15 protein-coding genes are annotated in these 21049 nt (G+C 34.1%); 10 read left to right on the forward strand and 5 right to left on the reverse strand.

Translation table 11 applies throughout. The features are described 5' to 3' along the window. The first annotated feature begins 186 nt into the window (after positions 1-186). On the forward strand, positions 187-624 hold the full coding sequence (locus ACODSB_RS08845; RefSeq protein ID WP_488936772.1) for a GNAT family N-acetyltransferase: 438 nt from the start codon (positions 187-189) through the stop codon (positions 622-624). Position 625: 1 nt separating this feature from the next. Further along, positions 626-2209, forward strand: coding sequence for a L,D-transpeptidase family protein (locus tag ACODSB_RS08850; protein WP_488936773.1), 1584 nt, complete (start codon positions 626-628; stop codon positions 2207-2209). On the opposite strand, the gene ACODSB_RS08855 is transcribed toward ACODSB_RS08850, so the two are convergent. Then, positions 2198-2923: a murein L,D-transpeptidase catalytic domain family protein gene (locus ACODSB_RS08855; protein WP_053472059.1), complete on the reverse strand. Its 726-nt coding sequence runs from the start codon at positions 2921-2923 to the stop codon at positions 2198-2200. The genes ACODSB_RS08850 and ACODSB_RS08855 overlap by 12 nt on opposite strands. A gap of 300 nt (positions 2924-3223) precedes the next feature. Here ACODSB_RS08855 and ACODSB_RS08860 point away from each other — a divergent pair, with 300 nt between their 5' ends. Beyond that, entirely contained in the window at positions 3224-5653 is a 2430-nt protein-coding gene (locus tag ACODSB_RS08860; protein WP_488936774.1) for a DUF5916 domain-containing protein, read from the forward strand. A 141-nt stretch (positions 5654-5794) separates the two neighbouring features. Further along, positions 5795-7312, forward strand: coding sequence for a 2,3-bisphosphoglycerate-independent phosphoglycerate mutase (gpmI, locus tag ACODSB_RS08865; RefSeq protein ID WP_488936775.1), 1518 nt, complete (start codon positions 5795-5797; stop codon positions 7310-7312). 316 nt (positions 7313-7628) lie between these two features. Here the strand turns inward: gpmI and ACODSB_RS08870 are convergent, their stop codons facing one another. After that, positions 7629-8882, reverse strand: coding sequence for a DUF445 domain-containing protein (locus ACODSB_RS08870; protein ID WP_488936776.1), 1254 nt, complete (start codon positions 8880-8882; stop codon positions 7629-7631). Positions 8883-9115: 233 nt separating this feature from the next. Here ACODSB_RS08870 and map point away from each other — a divergent pair, with 233 nt between their 5' ends. The 6 genes from map (at position 9116) to apaG (ending at position 16049) form a co-directional block, all read left to right on the forward strand. Continuing rightward, positions 9116-9934, forward strand: coding sequence for a type I methionyl aminopeptidase (gene map / locus ACODSB_RS08875; RefSeq protein WP_488936777.1), 819 nt, complete (start codon positions 9116-9118; stop codon positions 9932-9934). A 69-nt stretch (positions 9935-10003) separates the two neighbouring features. Continuing rightward, positions 10004-10408 carry a GxxExxY protein gene (locus ACODSB_RS08880; protein ID WP_291146338.1) on the forward strand — a complete coding sequence of 135 codons (405 nt, stop codon included), beginning with the start codon at positions 10004-10006 and terminating at the stop codon, positions 10406-10408. Between the two features lie 40 nt (positions 10409-10448). Next, positions 10449-11222, forward strand: a complete 774-nt coding sequence (locus ACODSB_RS08885; RefSeq protein WP_053472053.1) for a class I SAM-dependent methyltransferase — start codon at positions 10449-10451, stop codon at positions 11220-11222. A gap of 122 nt (positions 11223-11344) precedes the next feature. Next, a complete protein-coding gene (locus ACODSB_RS08890) occupies positions 11345-14245 on the forward strand; it encodes a DEAD/DEAH box helicase (protein ID WP_488936778.1) in 2901 nt (966 codons plus the stop codon). Between the two features lie 78 nt (positions 14246-14323). After that, entirely contained in the window at positions 14324-15583 is a 1260-nt protein-coding gene (locus ACODSB_RS08895; RefSeq protein ID WP_488936779.1) for a type IX secretion system plug protein, read from the forward strand. Positions 15584-15662: 79 nt separating this feature from the next. Next, positions 15663-16049 carry a Co2+/Mg2+ efflux protein ApaG gene (gene apaG, locus ACODSB_RS08900; protein WP_073489142.1) on the forward strand — a complete coding sequence of 129 codons (387 nt, stop codon included), beginning with the start codon at positions 15663-15665 and terminating at the stop codon, positions 16047-16049. 1 nt (position 16050) lies between these two features. On the opposite strand, the gene pdeM is transcribed toward apaG, so the two are convergent. From pdeM to ACODSB_RS08915, 3 genes are all read right to left on the reverse strand, one after another. Then, positions 16051-16683: a ligase-associated DNA damage response endonuclease PdeM gene (gene pdeM, locus ACODSB_RS08905; protein ID WP_488936780.1), complete on the reverse strand. Its 633-nt coding sequence runs from the start codon at positions 16681-16683 to the stop codon at positions 16051-16053. Positions 16684-16689: 6 nt separating this feature from the next. After that, positions 16690-19149: a ligase-associated DNA damage response DEXH box helicase gene (locus ACODSB_RS08910; protein ID WP_488936781.1), complete on the reverse strand. Its 2460-nt coding sequence runs from the start codon at positions 19147-19149 to the stop codon at positions 16690-16692. A gap of 298 nt (positions 19150-19447) precedes the next feature. Beyond that, complete coding sequence (locus tag ACODSB_RS08915) at positions 19448-21049, reverse strand: ATP-dependent DNA ligase (RefSeq protein WP_488936782.1); 1602 nt, start codon at positions 21047-21049, stop codon at positions 19448-19450.

A 21049-nucleotide genomic window follows, 5' to 3' on the forward strand; every position in this document is an offset into this window, starting at 1 on the left:
TCGCGACAACCAGCTTGGAAGGCTGGAGCTCTACCAACTGAGCTACTTTCGCATTGCTGGTGCAAATATAAAAATAAAGTTAAGTTCAAAACAAGCTTTTTGGCAAAAAAAATTAATTAAAATCAACATTTTGTTATAACCTATTTAAAATTAAAAAGTTATAAAATCAATTATTTTTAAAAAATCATGAATATTATTAAAGAAATCCAATCAAAAGAAACTTATATCGTTCGCCAGCCAGTACTAAGAGAAGGCAAACCTATCGAAAGCTGCATCTTTGAGGGTGACGATTTAGACACTACACATCATTTTGGTTTATTTAATAATGAAGATTTAATAGGAATTATTTCGTTATTCAATAAAATCAATCCTATATTTGCCGAAAAAAGTCAAGCACAAATTCGAGGGATGGCAGTTTTAGAAACTCATCAGAAAAAAGGATTTGGAGAAGCCTTAGTTAAGCATTGTGAAACCTACTGCAATGACAACAAAGTCGATTTGATTTGGTTTAATGCTAGAACCGCCGCAGTTGGCTTTTACAGAAAAATGGGATACCAGCCCCTAGGTGAACCATTTGATATTAAAGATGTTGGCGAACATTATTTAATGTTTAAAAATTTATAAAATGAGGAAACTTTACTTTCTTTTATTGGTATTAAGTTTAATTAGCTGTAAAAAAGAGGCTCCTAAACCAGCTCCGGTTACAGTAAAAAAAGCACCACCAATTATACTTACTGATGAACGAAAAGTAGAAGTTGATACGGCACTTTTAAGTACTTTTAAGAGTGAAACGCTGAAACAATTTTATACTTCATCTGAAAATAAAACCGTTTGGGGAAACCTAAAAAAGAGGCAATACGTATTATCTCAGTTAGAAAAATCAGAAGAATTAGGGCTTAATCCAGAAGATTATAAAGCTGCGCAGCTGGAAAAATTTGAAAAAAGAATCAGCAGTCTAAACGATGCCGACCTCGCAACGTATGACATTTTGCTTACTTATAACTTTGAGAAATATTTAGAACATTTATATAAAGGTAAACTTGATCCTAAAAAATTGTATACCGATTGGGATTTAGACGAAAAAACATTTGATATTAACAGTGTTTTGATTAATGCTTTTAATAAAAACAAATTAGACAGCATTGTTGAAAATGTTCAGCCTAAATCTTTAGTATACAAACAATTATTAAAGTCACTTGAAATTATTAATTCGTTTCCTGATGAAGATATTGCTACTATTGAATCTTTAAAGAAAATTACTTTAAACGACACAAACAATGCAGTAATTAATATTAAAAAGAAACTTTTATTCTGGAAAGACATGACTGGAAAAGACAGTCTTACGGATAAATACGATCAAAAGACTTTTGAATCGATTAAAAAATTTCAGGCTAGACATGGTTTAGCCGATGATGGCGTTATTGGACCGGGAACTATAAGCGCTTTAAATTATTCTAAAGAAAAAAGAAAACAGCAGATTATCGCCAATTTAGAACGCTGGAGATGGTATCCGAATGAATTTGCCGAAAATTATTTTCTGATCAATATTCCGGATTACAGCTTAAATGTTGTCGAAAATCAGGACACCACTTTGGTTCGAAATATTGTGGTAGGAACCAGTAAAAGAAAAACACCTATTATTACATCTGTTTTAAAAACGGTTGTTTTTAACCCAACGTGGACTGTTCCGCCAACTATTTTAAAAGAAGATGTTGTTCCGGCAATGAAACGCAACCGAAATTATTTAGCAAAGAAAAACATAACAATTTACGACACATCAGGAAATGTTGTCGATCCGCATGCGTGGAACGAAAACAAACCTAATAATTACAGATATGTTCAAAGTCCGGGATATAATAACTCATTAGGATTAATGAAGATTTTGTTTCCAAATCACCACAGTGTTTATTTACACGATACTAATCACAGAAATTATTTTGAACGCAGTAACCGTTCATTAAGTTCTGGCTGTGTTCGTGTTGAAAATCCGCTGGAATTGGCTGAACATATTCTGGATGATCCTGAAAGGTTTTCAAAAGTAAAGATTGATACTATAATTGCATCTAAAAAAACCATGAGTTTTAAAATCACCAAAAAATATGCTTTATATCAATGGTATTGGACAGCTTGGAGCAAAAAAAATCAGCTCATTTTCAGAGCTGATATTTATAATCTTGATTCAGATTTGTATACTAAGTTAAGAAATTAACTTCTCTTCCATCGTAAAGCTTCTTGACGGATGGTAGATATACAAACATGATTTGTCTTTAATAGTTTGGATTATTTCGTCTGTCAATTCAACCGGAAGGGCTGGACAGCCTTGGCTTCTGCCTAATCTTTTGTGATCTCTGATGAAAGATTCAGAAACATAATCAGCTCCATGCATTACAACTCCTCTTTCGCGGGCGTTGTCGTTTAAACCTCTTTCAAGACCGTCTAAACGTAATGAAGCTCCATGTTTTCCCTGGTAAATTTCACCTGTTGCATAAAAACCTAAACTACTTTTAAATGAAGAGTTTAAGTTAGAAAATGCCGAAGCAAATTCTTCTCCTGTGTTTCTTCCGTGAGCCACTAAAGAGTTAAACAACACCGTATTTGTAGTCATATCAATTACCCAAAGACGTTTGGTGTTTGATGAAAGACTAAAATCAATTAAGGTTAAAATGTTTTTTTGAACAATTCCTCTTTCTTTCAATAGATAAAAGCCTTTCACTGCTTCAGTAAAAGTTCTAAGTTCAGGAAGTTTACAATTGTTTGGATTTAATGTATTATAAACATTTTCAATTCTTGCTTCAACAGAAAGGTTTGTTTCAACTTTTGCAATACCTTTTGTTCTTACAGATTTCAATTCGGGAGTGTTTTTTGAATCTTTACCAAAAGATAATAGAAAAAACACCATCAGCGGATAAATTTTGTAAATCATTGAATTTCTTTAGGTTAATAATAAATTTGGGTAAGACAAAAGTAGAAATTTTTGAAAATACACAAAATAAAACACTGTAAATCAGGCTTTTTTTGTTGAAAATTTAACATTATTAACATAAAAACGATCTTTCTGTAAGATTTTTTCTCACGCAAAAAATCATAATATTTTGGGTGCTTTTCTTAAAAAAAGGTAAAAAAAGTGGAAATTTTGAAACTAAAACTGTAACAAGTGAAACAAAATGAAGTCTATTATTCTTAAATTAAAGTACTTTTACAATCATTTTTCGCTTAAAATTCCATGAACAAACTTGTTTTTCTAACGTTTCTTTTATCTACTTTTTTGTGTTTCAGTCAAAAAAAGGCATTGCAGGCGAAGTCTATTTCGCAAAACATTTCTATTGACGGAAAACTAGAGGAAAGCGCATGGGAAAATGCCGGAATTGCTTCAGACTTTATAACATTAGAACCTGATAACGGAAAAGCTGCTCCTGAAAATAAAAAAAGTACTGTCAAGGTTTTATATGATAATGACGCCATTTATATTGGCGCCATGATGTATGATGATGAACCTGATAAAATTTTAAAAGAGATTTCGCAACGTGATAATTTTGGAACTGCAGATATATTTGGTGTCTTTATAAATGGTTTTAATGACGGCCAGCAGGATTTTATGTTTTACGTTTCGGCAGCTGATGTTCAGGCAGATTGTATTATGACTGATGCAAATGGTGAAGATTATTCCTGGGATGCTGTTTGGATCAGTAAGGCTTCGATTACCGAAAATGGATGGGTTGTTGAAATAAAAATCCCATATTCTGCCTTGCGTTTTTCTCAAGAAAACAAACAAATCTGGGGAATTAATTTTTTCAGGGAAGTTAAACGTACACGATACAAATACACATGGAACTTTGTCGATAAAAAAATCGGGACATTTACACAGCAAGCCGGAACTTTAGAAGGAATTGAAAATATAAAACCTCCTACCCGATTGTTTTTTATGCCTTATGCATCTTATTATTTGAATGCCGGAGAAGGACAAAAAACATACGGAACTGTAAAAGGAGGAATGGACATAAAATACGGAATCACAGATGCTTTTACTGTTGATGCTATTTTAATTCCGGATTTTGGACAGACCAAATACGATGATCAGATTTTGAATTTAGGTCCGTTTGAGCAGCAATTCAATGAAAACAGAGCTTTTTTTACCGAAGGAACTGATTTATTCAACAAAGGAAACATGTTTTATTCGAGAAGAATTGGCGGTAAACCTTCTGTTGAACCAGATTTAAAAGACAATGAAGAAGTTATTGAAACGGTACAAAACGTTAATCTTATAAATGCTTTAAAACTTTCGGGAAGAACTAAAAACGGTTTGGGAGTGGGAATTTTAAATGCGGTTACCGAAAAAACTTTTGCGACGATAAAAGATACAATTTCCGGCGAAACCAGACGTGAGGTTGTAGAACCGCTTACAAACTATAATGTTTTGGTTCTGGATCAGCGTTTTAGAAAAAATTCATCGGTTACGTTTATCAATACAAATGTGACCAGAAACGGTCATTATAAAGATGCGAATGTAACGGGTTTAGCGTGGGATTTAAATACTAAAGCTAACACGTACAGTTTATTTGGAAATGTAAAATACAGCACTATAAACGACAAAGAAGATACAAACGGTGTTTTCTCAACTGTAGGATTTGCAGAAACAAGTGGTAAATATCGATATAGTTTAGGAACTGATTTTGTATCTAAAGATTTTGACCCAAATGATTTGGGAATTAATTTCTATACCAATTATTACAATTTTTACGGAAATGCTAATTACAGGATTCTAAACCCAACGAAACTTTTTAATAGTTTTAGAATTGACTATGAAATGTATTCTGAATTCAATAAAGATTCCGGAAAAGTTCAGGCAAACCGAATTGAAGCCGAAGTAAATTTAAGCACTGTAAAAAATAATTATTACGGAGCTGGACTTTCTGTTTCACCATTAGAATCTCATGATTATTACGAACCAAGAGCAGACAACAGGTATGTTATAATTCCGAGAAAATTTGATTTTTGGGGAAGTATTTCGACAAATTACAATCACAAATTTGCTATTGATATTAATCCGTCATTATCTGTTGCTGATGAACCCGGAAGAGCTGCTTATGGCACCGACATTAGTCCGAGATATCGCTTTAATGACAAACTTTTACTGGTTTATACTTTTAGTTTTCTTAAAAGAAATAATAACAAAGGTTATATCGACGGCTATGATGACGACAATAATGAAAATACTCCCGAAACTGTTGTTTTTGCTAATCGTGACGTTATTACATACGCCAATACTATATCTGGAAAATATGCCATTAACAGCACTATGACGCTTAATTTAGCCGTTCGTCAATATTGGTCTTCGGCAGAAAATAAAGATATTTTAAAGCTTGAAGCAGATGGAACTCTGGATCCCTATCCGCAATATACCGAAAATAAAAACTCAAGTTTTTATTCCTGGAATGCCGATTTATCGTATTCATGGTGGTTTGCACCCGGAAGTCAGCTTTCGGCTTTATACAGAAACAACGCTTCAAATTTTGAACGTATTATCGATAAGGATTTCAAACACAACGTAACGAGCTTATTGACTAACGATGCCTTAAAACATATTTTTTCTGTGAGCGTAAAATATTTTATCGACTATAACGCTGTCAAAAATAAGGTTAGAAAAAGAGCTTAGCGTGAATTAATTTTAAAAAATAAAGAGTTCTATAATTAATTTAGTATTTTTTGTTACACTTCATTTTATTAAACATAAATGTCATAAAGCTTTCTCGCCAAATTTTAGAAATGACTTATCTTTGTAGAAAACAAAAATGTAATGAACAAAAAAGTTATCCTTATGATTTTAGATGGTTGGGGAAAATCTCCTGACCCTAAAGTATCTGCAATAGACAATGCAAATGTTCCATTTATAAATAGTCTTTACAAAAATTACCCAAGCGCTCAATTGCGTACTGACGGATTAAACGTAGGTTTACCTGAAGGTCAAATGGGAAATAGTGAAGTTGGGCACATGAACCTTGGTGCCGGAAGGATTGTATATCAGGATTTAGCAAAAATTAATTTAGCCGTAGCGCACAAAACACTTGCCAAAGAACAAGTGTTAATCGACGCTTTTACTTACGCTAAAAACAACAATAAAAAAGTACACTTTTTAGGATTAGTTTCTGATGGAGGTGTTCACTCTCATACTTCTCACTTACGCGGATTAATCGACGCTTCGCAAGAGTATGGTTTAGATCAGGTTTATATTCACGCTTTTACAGACGGACGTGACGTTGACCCAAAATCCGGAGCAAAATACATTCATGATTTAGATGAATATATTAAAGATACTCCGGTAAAAATTGCTTCTATCGTGGGCCGTTATTATGCAATGGACCGTGATAAACGTTGGGAACGTGTAAAACTGGCTTATGATTTAGTAATTAATGGAGTTGGAATTCCGTCTACAAATGCAGTAGCAAGTGTTCTTGACAGTTATGCACGCGATGTTACTGACGAATTTATCGAGCCGGTTGTAATCATAAATGAAGAGCAAAAACCTTTGGCTACAATTATTGAAGGCGATGTTGTTATCTTCTTTAACTTTAGAACTGACAGAGGACGTGAACTTACTGAAGCACTTTCTCAGCATGATTTCCACGAGCAAAACATGCACAAGTTAAACTTGTATTATGTAACACTTACCAACTACGACGAAACGTACCAAAACGTAAAAGTGGTTTACAATAAAGATAATATTACCGAAACTCTTGGTGAAGTTTTAGAAAAAGCGGGTAAAAAACAAATTCGTATTGCTGAAACGGAGAAATATCCTCACGTAACTTTCTTCTTCTCAGGCGGTAGAGAAACTCCTTTTGAAGGTGAATCAAGAATTTTGAGAAATTCTCCAAAAGTTGCAACTTACGATTTACAGCCAGAAATGAGTGCTTTCGAATTGGCAGACGCTCTGGTTCCTGAATTGAACAAAGGCGAAGTTGATTTCGTTTGTTTAAACTTTGCAAACGGAGACATGGTTGGACACACAGGAATTATGAGTGCAGCTATTCAGGCTTGTGAAGCAGTTGACGCTTGCGCGAAAAAAGTAATCGAAGCGGCTCTTGCAAACGACTACACGACAATCGTTATTGCTGATCACGGAAACTGCGAAACAATGATCAATCCTGACGGAAGCCCAAATACAGCGCACACAACTAACCCAGTGCCGATTATTTTAGTTGACAAACAATTGAAAAATATTCAGGATGGTGTTCTTGGTGACATCGCTCCTACTATTTTAGAATTAATGGGAGTCCAGCAGCCAAACGCAATGACTTGTCATTCACTTTTGTAATTTTTCAAACCATATAAGTTATATAAGTTCATTTAAATTGAACTTAAAAAAATCTCGCAAAGACGCTAAGTCGCAAAGAAATTTATAAACTTTGCGTCTCTGCGACTTTGCGAGAACTATTTTATACCAGAATGTAAAATATTTAACCATATAAGTGATATAAGTTCATTTAATTGAAGCGCTAAAGCTTTATTAAACTTATATTTCTTATATGGTTTTTAATTTTATATACCCGTTTTGTCACCCTGAGCGAAGTCGAAAGCTTATGGAACCAAAAAGGGCTTCGACTTCGCTCAGCCTGACATTCTTGTTTTTATCAGATAATAAAATAATGATACAATTGCTCAACACCATAAATCACAAGTCCAATAATACCGCCAACTAAAGTTCCGTTGATTCTGATGTATTGAAGATCTTTTCCTATTTCTAGTTCTAATTTTTCCGAAACTTCTTTTCCGTCCCAGCTTTTTACGGTTGATGAGATTAAATCTCCAATTACTTTTTTATTGTTTAGAAGAACCGATAATAAATCATTTTTGATAAAATTATTGATTTTGTCAATCATAATCACATCTTCTTTAATACCATTTCCGAAAGTTTGAATTAAACCCGAAACACTATTTTTAATGGAAGATTCATCACCTTTGTTTAAATCATTGGTTATAGACAGTTTTATTTCGTCCCAAATTCCGTTGATGTAATCCTGAACTTCTTTTTTTCCGGCAAAACTCAAAATCATATCGTTGATTTTAATTCGCATTTCTTCGGAGTTTTTGACTTTCTCTAAAAAATTAAAAATATACTCATCAATCTTTTGGCGCACTGCGCTGTCCGGTTTTTTGGCTTCATTTAAAAAATCCTGCAAACCATTAAAAACACCTTCAGTAATACTTTTATCGGCCAGTCCAAAGCTTAAAAACGGTGTCGATGCTTTTACTTTTTGCCTGATTAAATCTTTATTATTAGTCAATTCGCTGCTCATTACTTCCAGAAGATTCGTCAGCATTTGATTTTTCAAATCTCCTTTTTGTAAAGGCTCCAAAGCAACTGCAACCCAGTCTCCAAAATTTATTCCTTCCAGTTTTTCTTTAAATTGAACCTGAATAAATCTTTTTACATCTTCATCTTTTATGGTTCTTAAAATTCCGGGAATAATATTTACCGCCACAACATTGGCAATTTTATCTGCATTTTCTTCCTGCGAAAGCCATTCTGAAGATTTTGTTGCAAAGTTGAATTCATCGAGTTTAATTTCCAGTTTTTCCCGATTCAGGAATTCTTCTGAAACAAAATTTCCGAGGTTTTCACCAATTTCATTTTTCTTCGTCGGAATAATAGCCGTATGCCAAATCGGAATCCCAAGCGGGTGGCGAAACAAAGCCACAACCGCAAACCAATCGGCAATTCCCCCAACCATTGCCGCTTCGCTAAAAGCCTGCAGTATTGGAATTTTAAAATAAATAGCAATTATAAAAAGAAGCACCGCAAAACCCAAAAGCGCCAAAGCACTTGCTTGCATTTTCCTTAAAGCTTTTATTTTAACTATATCTTGATCTGTAGCAGTTTCCATGATTATCACATTTTACTACTAATTTATGGCTTTTTTCTGAGATATTAAATTAAATAAGTTTGCCACGAATTTCACGAATTTTCACGAATTGCTTTGTCTTTAAAAATTCTGCTAAACTATAATTCGTGTTAATTCGTGAAATTCGTGGCCAAAAAAACCTAATTCGCAGCGAAAAATTTTAGACAAAAAATAATATTAAAATTGTACTTTTGCGAACTGAAAATCTGAAAAATATGATTATCCAAAAAACGAGAGAGGAAATCGAATTAATGCGCGAAAGTGCTTTGATCGTATCGAAAACATTAGGAATGATTGCTTCTGAAATTAAAGAAGGAGTTACTACATTATATCTGGACAAATTAGCCGAAGAATTCATTCGTGATCACGGTGCAGTTCCTAGCTTTTTAGGATTGTACGGTTTCCCGAATTCACTTTGCATGAGTCCGAATTCTCAGGTTGTACACGGAATTCCGAATAATACGCCTTTGCAAAGTGGTGATGTAATTTCTGTAGACTGTGGTGCGTTCAAAAACGGATATCATGGAGATCACGCTTATAGTTTCGAAATTGGAGAAGTTGCACCGGAAGTTAAAAAACTTTTGCAGGTAACTAAAGAATCTCTTTACGTTGGGATTAGAGAATTTAAAGCCGGAAATCGTGTTGAAGATGTTGGAAATGCGATTCAAAAATATACAGAATCTCACGGTTACGGAGTAGTTCGTGAATTGGTTGGACATGGTTTAGGACAAAAAATGCACGAAGAACCTGAAATGCCAAACTACGGAAAACGCGGTCGCGGAAAACTTTTCGTTGAAGGAATGGTCGTTGCCATTGAGCCTATGATTAACATGGGAACCAGAAACATCAAACAACATAAAGATGGCTGGACAATTACAACTGCAGACGGAAAAGCAAGTGCGCATTTCGAACATGATGTAGCGCTAATCGATGGTAAACCGGAACTATTATCGACTTTCCAATACATCTACAAAGCTTTAGGAATCGAAAGCAATGAAGAAGACGAATTCAGAAAAGTGCCGTTGGTATTATAGTTATTCCGCAAAGATTCACAAAGATATACGCCAAGATTCACAAAATTATTTATTTTACAAGCCTTTTAAATGTTTGAAGAAAACAATGAATCTCGTAATAGATTAGATGCAATTACATATAAAATTATTGGTTTAGCGATTGAAGTTCACAAACAGCTTGGTCCTGGTTTATTAGAATCAGCTTATCAAGAATGTTTATATTATGAAATAGTAAATGCCGGCTTGACTGTTGAACGACAAAAAGTTTTACCCATAATTTATAAAGACATAAAACTAGATCATGGATATCGAATTGATTTATTAATCGAAAACACGATTGTCATTGAATTAAAAACTGTCGAAGCTTTTACCGATGTACATTTTGCGCAAATACTAACCTATCTGAAACTTGGAAATTATCCATTAGGATTACTTATCAATTTTGATTCAAAAATATTAAAAAACAACATAAAAAGATTTATAAACACTTTGTGAAACTCCGTGTCTCCTTTGTGTAACTCTGCGAAACTGCCTCATGAAAAAACTTTTTAAATTAGTACTTAATACAATCCCGCGTCCATTATTAATTCGTTTGAGTTATGTGGCGCGTCCTATTTTAGCTTTATCATTAAAAGGAAGTAGATTTACTGATCCTATTGACGGAAAAAGTTTTAGATCTTTTCTTCCTTACGGATACGGAAAGCAGCGTAACAATGTGCTTTCGCCAAGTACACTTTCGTTAGAAAGACACCGTTTGCTTTGGTTGTATTTAAACGATCAGACTGATTTTTTTACAGCACCGAAAAAAGTACTTCATTTTGCTCCGGAGCAAGCTTTTTATAAAAGATTCCGCAAGCAGAAAAACCTTGATTACACGACAACCGATTTGTTTTCGCCTTTGGCAGATGTAAAAGCAGATATCTGTAATTTACCATTTAAAGACAACGAATATGATGTGATTTTATGTAATCACGTTTTAGAACATATTCCGGATGATACAAAAGCGATGCAGGAATTGTTCCGCGTTTTAAAACCGGGCGGAATGGCGATTTTACAAATCCCACAGGATTTAAACCGTGAAGTTACTTTCGCAGATGATTCAATTACAGATCAAAAAGAACGCGCTAAAATATTCGGACAGTACGATCACGTTCGTATTTACGGACGCGATTATTTCGACAAATTAAGAAGCATTGGCTTTATTGTAATTGAAGAAGATTACACCAATAAAATTGCACCAGAATTAGTAGAAAAATACTGTTTGGCAAAAGGCGAGATTATTCCACTTTGCTTTAAACAGGAAAACTAATTTTTTTCACCATATAAGTGATACAAGTTCATTTCAAAAGAGTTTTCAAATTATTGATATTTTGAAAACTCTTTATTTTTTTGCCCAATTCCTAATTTACAAGCCAACCAAATCCCTAAACCTTGGAACCTACAAAATCATTTCAGTTCTGTTTTGACATCAGTTTTGAAAAAAATCTGAATGTCTATATCCCAACAGCGTATATCGTTGAAAATACCGATGAAATCAAATATCTGGACAAAAAAGCAACCGCCGGAATAATTCAAAGTTTCGGAATTGTTTTTGACGATTTAGATTCGAATACAAAAAAAATACTGACTGCTTGCGAGTCTTTAAAACCTGAATTTATATTTAAAAAATTCAGTGCTAAAATCAAATCGGCAAAAACCATTGCTGATTTGCAAAAAGATTCAAAAATTGAGTTTGCCATCCGTCAGCATTTAAAATTAAATCTCTCTTCTTTTTACAGTTTAATTGTTGAAGGACAATTTCCGTTGTCGATAAACATTGGCCCTGAAAAAGATTTTTATCGTTCGAGAGTTGATATCAGTCCGCGTTATTTTGAACCTCAAATTCAATTTGACAAACACGCCGAAGGAATTACGTATACGCTTTCTTTAAAAGAAAATGAAACGGCTTTTTTGCCTATGGAAAGCAATATTGATATCCTTTTAGATGAACCAGGCTGGTTAATTATCAATAAAAAACTAGGTCAGTTAACAGCCCTTAATGCTAAAAAACTGATGCCTTTTTTAAAGAAAAAATCAATCGAAATACCTTCAAAATTAGTTGATGATTACTTTAAGAATTTCATTCCCGAAATAGCTAAAAAAATTGATATCGAAGCAACAGGTTTTGAAATTGAGCAGCGTGATAAAATTACTTCCTGCACGATTCAGCCGGTTTATGATTTCTTTAAAAACTGTTATTACCTCAACCTATATTTTGATTATAACGGTTATTCATTTGACGGAAGCAAAGCCAAGAAAACACATTCGTTTGTGGATTTCAGCGTTGCTAATGAACCTAAAATCATTCAGTTTAAACGAAATGCTGATGAAAATTTGTATGTCGATAAATTAACCGAAATTGGTTTAATAAAAATCAAAAACGAGTTATTTGGATTGAATTCTGATGCTGAAACTTCAGATCCTTATATCAACATTCAATTGATAATTGACAATAAAGAAAAGCTGGAAAGTTTAGGTTTTAACATTCAAAATTTAAAGCTGGAAAGCAAAGAAATTGTTACTTCAAATCATACCGTTTCTGCGTCAAAAGATACAAATGGAGATTGGTTTGACATCAAAATTATCATTACAATTGGGTCGTATACAATTAATTTCAGCGAAATTATTCCGAATATAAAAAGCAAAGAAAGACTCTTTCCGCTGCCTGATGGAAACTATTTTTTGATTCCATTAGAATGGTTCAGCAAATACAGTTCGCTGGCAAAACTCGGAAAAATAGAAAGCGGAACTTTACTTTTACGCAAAAGTAATTTCACTGCCCTTGATGCTATTGCCGAAATCAAAGACGATGTAACTTATAAAGCTGAATATGTGGCTTCTGATTTATTAAAAGCAACTTTAAGACCGTATCAAATTGACGGTGTAAAATGGCTTTTAGGGCATTTTAATTCCAATTTGGGCGCTTGTCTGGCAGATGATATGGGACTTGGGAAGACGTTACAGACTTTAGCCGTTCTGGTTGCCGTTCAGGAACAATTAGGATTTACGACTAAAACTACCAATTTTGATTTATTTGCAAACGAAACTACAATAGAAAGAGAACCATTAAAAACTTTAATTGTTCTGCCTTCTTCATTGGTCTTTAACTGGTACAACGAATCTGCAAAATTCACTCCGCATTTTTCGAAAATGCAATATGTGGGGAATGACAGAAAACAACTAGCCGCAAGGTTAGCCACAACTGATTTAATTTTCACGAGTTACAGCATCGTTCATCGTGATATTTCAATTTTAGAAAAATATGATTTCCGCTATTTGATTTTGGACGAAAGTCAATACATTAAAAATAAAAACTCTAAGATTTTTAAAGCCATAAATAAAATAAGTACGGGTCATAAAATCGCTTTAAGTGGTACACCAATCGAAAATTCGCTTGACGATTTATGGTCACAAATGCAGTTTATAAATCCAGATATTTTAGGAACTTATAATTTCTTTGCAGAAAATTTTAAAATTCCGATTGAGAAAAAGCAGAATGAAGACGTTTTATCTGAATTAAAAAATCTGGTTCAGCCTTATATTTTGCGACGAACCAAGGAACAGGTTTTAAAGGATTTACCTGAATTATCAGAGCAGATTTATTATTGCGAAATGGATCCTGAACAGGAAAAATTATATGAACAGGAAAAATCAAAAGCGCGTAACTTTTTATTAAAAATGGATGGTTCAAGTCCAGACAAAATCAGCATTATTAATACGCTGATGAAGTTAAGACAATTGAGTAACCACCCAAAAATGGTAGATCAGGAATCTGAAATTGATTCGGGAAAGTATATTGCCGTTACTAATTATCTGGAAAACTTAGTCAAAGCAAAACAAAAAGTAATCATTTTCAGTTCGTTTGTTACCAATTTGAATTTTTATACAGATTGGTGCAAAGAAAACAAAATAGCCTATTGTGAAATTACAGGTGAAACGCCTGCCAGTAAAAGAGAACAGCAGGTCAAAGTGTTTCAGGAAAAAGAAGAACCATTATTGTTCTTTATTTCGCTAAAAGCCGGCGGTGTTGGTTTGAATATTACAAAAGCTTCTTATGTTTTATTTTTAGATCCGTGGTGGAATCCTTTTGCAGAAAAACAAGGAGTTGGAAGAGCGCACCGAATTGGACAGCTGAATAAAGTAAACGTTGTTCGTTTTATTTCGAAAAATACAGTTGAAGAAAAAATCATCAAACTGCAGGAAAATAAAAAGCTTTTATCTGATTCACTTTTAGAGGAAAGCTACATAAATGATGAGATCGAAGCTAATTTAGAATACATTTTAAATTCTTAATAAATCGCTTCATCCAATAAATGGCATCTTATTACGTTTAATAAAATTCTTATATTTACAATCTTACAACGTAATAAGATGCCAAAATTTTTATATCAAAGTTTGCTTTTGTTTTTTGTTTTTACTTTCGCGAAAGCTCAGGAAATACAAACTGAAGTAGTCCCTCCATACAATATCAAAACTGTTACTTTTGTTCAGAATGGCAATAATGTTGTTCCGATATTTGAATTGAATTCTACATTTGAATTTCAGTTTGATGATTTATTTGGTAACGAAGCCAATTATTATTTTGAAATCACACATTGCGATTATAACTGGAAACCAACTGATATTCCGAAAACAGATTATTTAAGAGGTTTTGACGGTCAGAGAATTACAGATTATTCGAACTCATTTAATACGCTTCAGGTTTATTCACATTACCGACTGGCGTTTCCAAATCAATTTACAACGCAGTTAAGATTGTCCGGAAATTACATCCTGAAAATTTTAAATGAAGATAAAGAAGTTATTTTCTCCCGAAAATTCATTTTATACGAAGATCATTGTACGGTGGCGGCACAGGTAAAAAGAACGCGAAACCTCAGCAATATTGACTACAAACAGAATTTGGATTTTTCGATTGTTTCAAATGATATTACATTTCAGACTCCAATTCAAAATGTAAAAGTTCTTTTATTACAAAACGGAAATTTCAATACAGCCATTAAAAATATTCCTCCACAATATACCATTGGGAATCAACTGGTTTATAAATACGATGCTGAAACGCAATTTTGGGGAGGCAATGAATTTTTATATTTTGAAAACAAAGACATTCGCGCTGCAAATAATAACGTAGGTCGCGTGGGCGCTAACAACGATATTTACAACGCTTATTTGTATACCAATGCCGCAAGAGGAAATCAGATTTACACCAATTATCAGGACGTAAACGGTAATTTTGTTGTGAAAAACATAAATGGTTCAGACAACAGTATTGAAGCTGATTATGCCTGGGTTTATTTCACGCTTTCGGCCCCGGCTTTCAGGCTTAACAAAGATATTTACGTTACGGGAATGTTCAATAATTACAGCTTATCGCCAGAATACAAACTGGATTATAATACCGACAAAGCCGTTTTTGAAAAAGCAATAATGATCAAACAGGGTTTTACTAATTTTCAATACACCGTTGCCGATAAAAAAGGCAATATAGATAATGAAAATGCCGTTGATGGTAATTTTTATCAAACAGAAAATGAGTATACTATATTAGTTTATTACAAAGAAAGTACAGATCGTTATCAAAGAGTTATAGGAAAAGGCAATGCAAACTCCATAAACATAGTTAATTAAAACATTGTTAAGGTTTTAGGTTTCCTAGTTTTTTTTCGTAGCTTTGTGCCTATAACTCACACAGATTTACTAGGTTAATATGGTTTCTCAAATTACACGAGGCATAAAAATATCGGTTCTAACTAGTTTTGAAGGCACTTACTTCAAGAACTACAAGATTCACTTTGCTTTTAGTTACGTAGTTACAATCGAAAATCATAGTAAAGATTCTGTTCAGCTTACTTCTCGCCACTGGGAAATCCACGATTCATTAAACGACTTAGATATTGTTGATGGTGAAGGCGTTATAGGCAAAAAACCTGTTTTAAAACCAGGTGAAAATCACACTTACAGCTCTGGTTGTTTATTGTCATCTCCTTACGGTGCTATGAAAGGTCATTTTAATATGATCAATTTCACTACAACTAAAACATTCAAAGTAATTGTGCCTACTTTTAGAATGTGCGCTCCTTTTGCATTGAATTAATTCAGCGTTTTATTTCAATTACTTCTTCTTTTGTGATGGCATAAACTTGGTCATTTTCTTCGGGAATCAAATAAAAATTTCCTGTGAATTCTCCAAAAGAAGGAAAAATCATTTGATACGGTTTTCTAAAAAAACAGGATAAACTTAAAAACTGTCTGCCCAAACCTTTTAGTTTTATTCCGGGATGAATGTGTCCGCAAAAATTAAAAAAGTTTTCTCTTGTTGTGGGATGATGCGTTAATAGAAAATCATCGATTATTAATTCTTCGTAAATTTCGATATTTAAATCGGCGTAGTTTTTTTTTGAGATAATATCATGATTCCCTTCCACTAGAATAATCTGCTGAGAAACCGTTTTAGTCCAATCAGCAAAAAAATCCCATTCGTTATTGATTTTACTGTGGAATAAATCTCCAAGAAAAATAATCGTTTCAGAATCGAATAGATTCAACACTTCATTTAATCTTGCAAAATTTTCCAAAACCGCTTTCTCCGGAATTGCCATTCCGTGTTTTCTAAAATGCGCAATTTTCCCCAAGTGCAAATCAGAGATAAAAAGTATTTTCTTTTCTTCCCAAAAAGCAGCTCCGGATTGATGCAAAACGAAATTTTGATTGTTGATACTGATTTTCATAATTTCTTATTTCATATAACTCGCGGTCATTTTTTTAATTCTTTCCTGCAATGTTTCACTTGATATTTTTTCCCTTAAACGATCTGTAATTATTGGGAAACTAAACGGCGTTGGCTTTTTGCATTGTTTCCAGACAATCGTCTGATTATTTATTCTTTCCATGGCCTGAATTAAACGTCCTTCTTCTAACTGATGTTCAAAGGTTTCAATATAAGCCTGCTGTAATAATAAATTATCAGGTTCATAATCCCTAAAAACTTCAAAAAGCAATTGTGAACCACTTTGCAAATGTTTTGTTTTAACTGGTTTTCCGGGCATTCCGGTAAAAACCAAACCAGCGATTACAGCAATATCACGAAATTTTCGACGCGCCATTTCGGTTGCGTTTAAGCTTTTCTGCAAGTCATGATGAACATATTCTGTAGTAAACAAATTATTATCAAAAACAGACTGCATATCAATTTCCTGATCAGAAAGAAGTTCAAATCCGTAATCATTATACGCCAGCGAAAAAGTAATTGGCGACAATAAACTGATTCGATACGAAATTAAACTTGCCATTGCTTCGTGAACATATCGGCCTTCAAAAGGATAAAAAATCGCATGAAAACCTTCGCGTGTTTTAAAAGTTTCTATTAAAAATTCGTCATTATTAGGTACAATACTTTCTTTTCTTTGTCTGTCAAAAATAGGTTTCAAAGCTTTTAATTCGGGAGTTAAATGATCTGTGTTTGCGGCGTATAATTCTTCCCGAAGCAATTCACTCATTTGCGCCGATAACGTCATTCGGCCTCCCATCCAGCTTACCACTCGTGCTGTTTTTTTAGGATCAGCTTTTCTAACTAAAACCTGCATATTTTTAATTTGAAACAATTCGAGCCGCCTTCCGGCAAAAGTAAAAACATCGCCTCGCTGTAATTTTGAGGCAAACCATTCCTCAACAGTTCCAATAAATCCTCCGCTTAAAAATTTCACATTTAAAACGGCATCGCCTACAATTGTTCCCATTTGCATTCTGTGGTGCATGGCAATAAAACGGCTGTTGATTTTATAACGTCCGTCTTCTTCGATTTCTACTTTTTTGAATTCATCGTAAGCTTGCAAACTCTGGCTTCCGTTGGTGATAAAATTCAAAATCCAGTTCCAGTTTTCTTTGGTTATATTTTGATAGCAGAAAGTTGTTTTGACTTCTTCATAAATTTCATCCGGAAAAAATCCGTCAGAAACAGCGAGCGTATTTAAATATTGAACCAAAACATCCCAGTTGTTTAAATACGGCATTCGGTCTTCGACAACCGTTTTTGCAACCGCTTTTTTTAACGCCGAAGCTTCAATTAATTCCATTGCATGTGTGGCGAGAAAATAAATCACACTTTCTTTTCCTGGCTGATGTCCGCTTCGTCCCGCTCTCTGCAGAAACCTCGCAACTCCTTTTGGTCCGCCAACCTGAATTATGGTTTCAACAGGTGCAAAATCGACACCAAGATCTAAACTCGAAGTACAAACCACGACTTTTAATTCTTCGTTTCTAATTGCGTCTTCAACCCACAAACGAGTTTCTCTGCTGATACTGCCGTGATGCATGGCCATTTCGCCTGCAAACTCTGGATATCTTTCTAAAATCGCCTGAAACCAAATTTCACAGGCAGAACGTACATTAGTAAAAATTAAAGTCGTTTTGCTTTTTCGGATAATTTTCGCAACCTCATCAATCAAATGTAAACACATGTGTCCGCGCCACGGATAGGTTTCCATTTTTTCAGGCAGAATCGATTCTATCTTTATTTTTTTATTGATATGTGCTTTTATCAAAACGGAATTTTTATACGCTTCAGTATCATGACCTAATAAAACTTCTTGTGCTAATTCGAGATTTCCTATTGTTGCCGAAATCCCCCAGATTCGCATTTTTGGAGCAATTGTTTTTAATCTCGAAAGCGCTAATTCCATTTGCACGCCTCGTTTGGTTCCCATTAATTCGTGCCATTCATCAACCACGATTGCACCGCAATTCGCAAAAGTTTTTTCGTATTGTTTTGATGCTAACAAAAGCTGTAAACTTTCTGGCGTTGTAATTAAAAGATCGGGCATTTTGTTTTTCTGCTTCGTTCTTTCGCTTTGCGAAGTATCTCCGGAACGAATTCCGACAGTTAATGGCAAATCTAAATCGGTAATAATTCGTTCTGCGGCTTGTTTTATTTCTACAGAAAGTGCTCGTAAAGGTGTAATCCAGATTGCTTTTAATCCGGGTTTGTGTTTGGTTTTATAATCGGGATTTTTTTTAATGTAATCGAGAACTACAGGAAACCACAAGGCATAGGTTTTTCCGCTTCCCGTAGGTGCGTTTAATAAACCGTTTTTTCCCTGCAAAAAAGCAGTCCAGGTTTGCGTCTGGAATGGAAAAGATTTCCAACCCTGACTTTTAAACCAGTTTTCGGCTAATACATATAATTCATCCCTATTCATTTAACTTATATTAAAATAATGCCACAGATTTTAATGATTAAAAATGATTTTTTTTGCCACGAATTTCACGAATTTTCACAAATCATTGTGTGAAAATTAATTCGTGGAAATCCGTGAAATTCGTGGCGACAAAACTGTTGTAAATTTTAACACATAGAAACATAGTTTCTGAAACCGCATAAAGACGTTTCACTTGCATTAACAAACATAGAGCTATGTGTGAAAATCTAGATTTTTTTTAAACTCTTTTTTTAGCATTAAAATCTATGTTTCTATGTGTTTAAAAATTGTCAACGTATTACGAAATCATACTTTTTAAATCTTCAATAGAATTGGCTTCTTCTATTTTTTTGTCTTGTCGCCATCTCAAAATTCTTGGAAATCTTGTAGCAATTCCGCTTTTATGTCTTTTGGAAAGCGAAATGCCTTCGAAACCAATTTCAAAAACCAATTTTGGTGTTACGCTTCGAACGGGACCAAAACGTTCCAAAGTATTCTTTTTTATAAAATCATCCACTTTTCTGAATTCGGCATCGGTTAAACCGGAATATGCTTTTGCGAAAGTGACTAATTCTTTTTCTCCATTTTCATTATTTTGCCAAAGCGCAAAAGTATAATCAGTAAATAAATTCGAGCGTCGGCCGTGTCCGCGCATGGCGTATGTGAGAACAGCATCGATTACGAGAGGTTCAATTTTCCATTTCCACCAGTCACCTTTTTTTCTTCCAACTTGGTACGGCGAAGTATTTCGTTTTAACATCAAACCTTCGCTTTTCATTTCGCGGGCGCGTTCTCTTTCTTTTGCTACATCTTCCCAAGAGGTTAACGAAACTCTTTCTGAAAGTCGAAAAGAACGGGTTTGGTCTTTTATATCTTCATATAAATCTTCCAGTAATTTTCTTCTTTCTATATACGGTAAATTTCGAATATCTTTTCCTTCCCATTCTAAAATATCATACGCTTTAAGAATTACCGGCACTTTTTCCAGCAGATTTGCCGATATGGTTTTACGTCCAATCCTGGCTTGTAGATCATTAAAAGTTCCGATTTCATTTTCGGGAAAAGCCAAGATTTCTGCATCAATTACAGTTCCGTTTGGAATAATGCCTACAAAAGATTTAAACTCCGGATATTTATCGGTAACCAGCTCCTCGCCTCTTGACCAAACATAAATTTCATCATCACGAATAATGGTTTGCGAACGTATTCCGTCCCATTTATGTTCGATGGACCAATCTTCGGGATTTCCTAAATCTTCGACATCACCTTCAATTGGATACGCCAGATAAAACGGATAAGGTTTTGATAAATAATCGGAGCTTTTTTCATCCAGAATCAATTCCTGAAATGTAATAGTATTGGGATTCCAGTTTCCCATTAATTTATAAGCCAATGCATCTTCATCTACTTCTTCTGCTTTTGATAAAGCGCGTGTCATCAATTTTTGGCTTACGCCGATTCTGAAGCTTCCAGTAATTAATTTGGTGAAAACGAAACGTTCGTAATAATTTAAAGCCATCCAGTTTTCATGCAGATATTCCTTTTTCTCTGGATCGGTTTTCTTTTTTAAGGCGATGATTTCCTGTAGAAATTCGGTTAAACTTTTATCGGAATGTTCTTTTGTAGTTGGAATTATCAAAGCAATAGTTTCGGCCAAATCGCCCACAATATGATAACTTTCCTCAAAAAGCCATAACGGAATATTCGCCAGTTCATTTGCCCAAAGCCTTAATAAAGTGGTATTAACAGGTCTTGCCGGACGACGATGTGAAAGAATCGCAATAGTCCATACTTTATCTTCCGGCGATGCATTTTTAAAATACGTCGTCAGGGCATCTACTTTTACGTTCGTTTTGTTTGAACTGTCAAGCGTTTTTATAAGTTGGGCAAAATTTTTCAT

Source organism: Flavobacterium sp. FG68 (assembly GCF_057808895.1).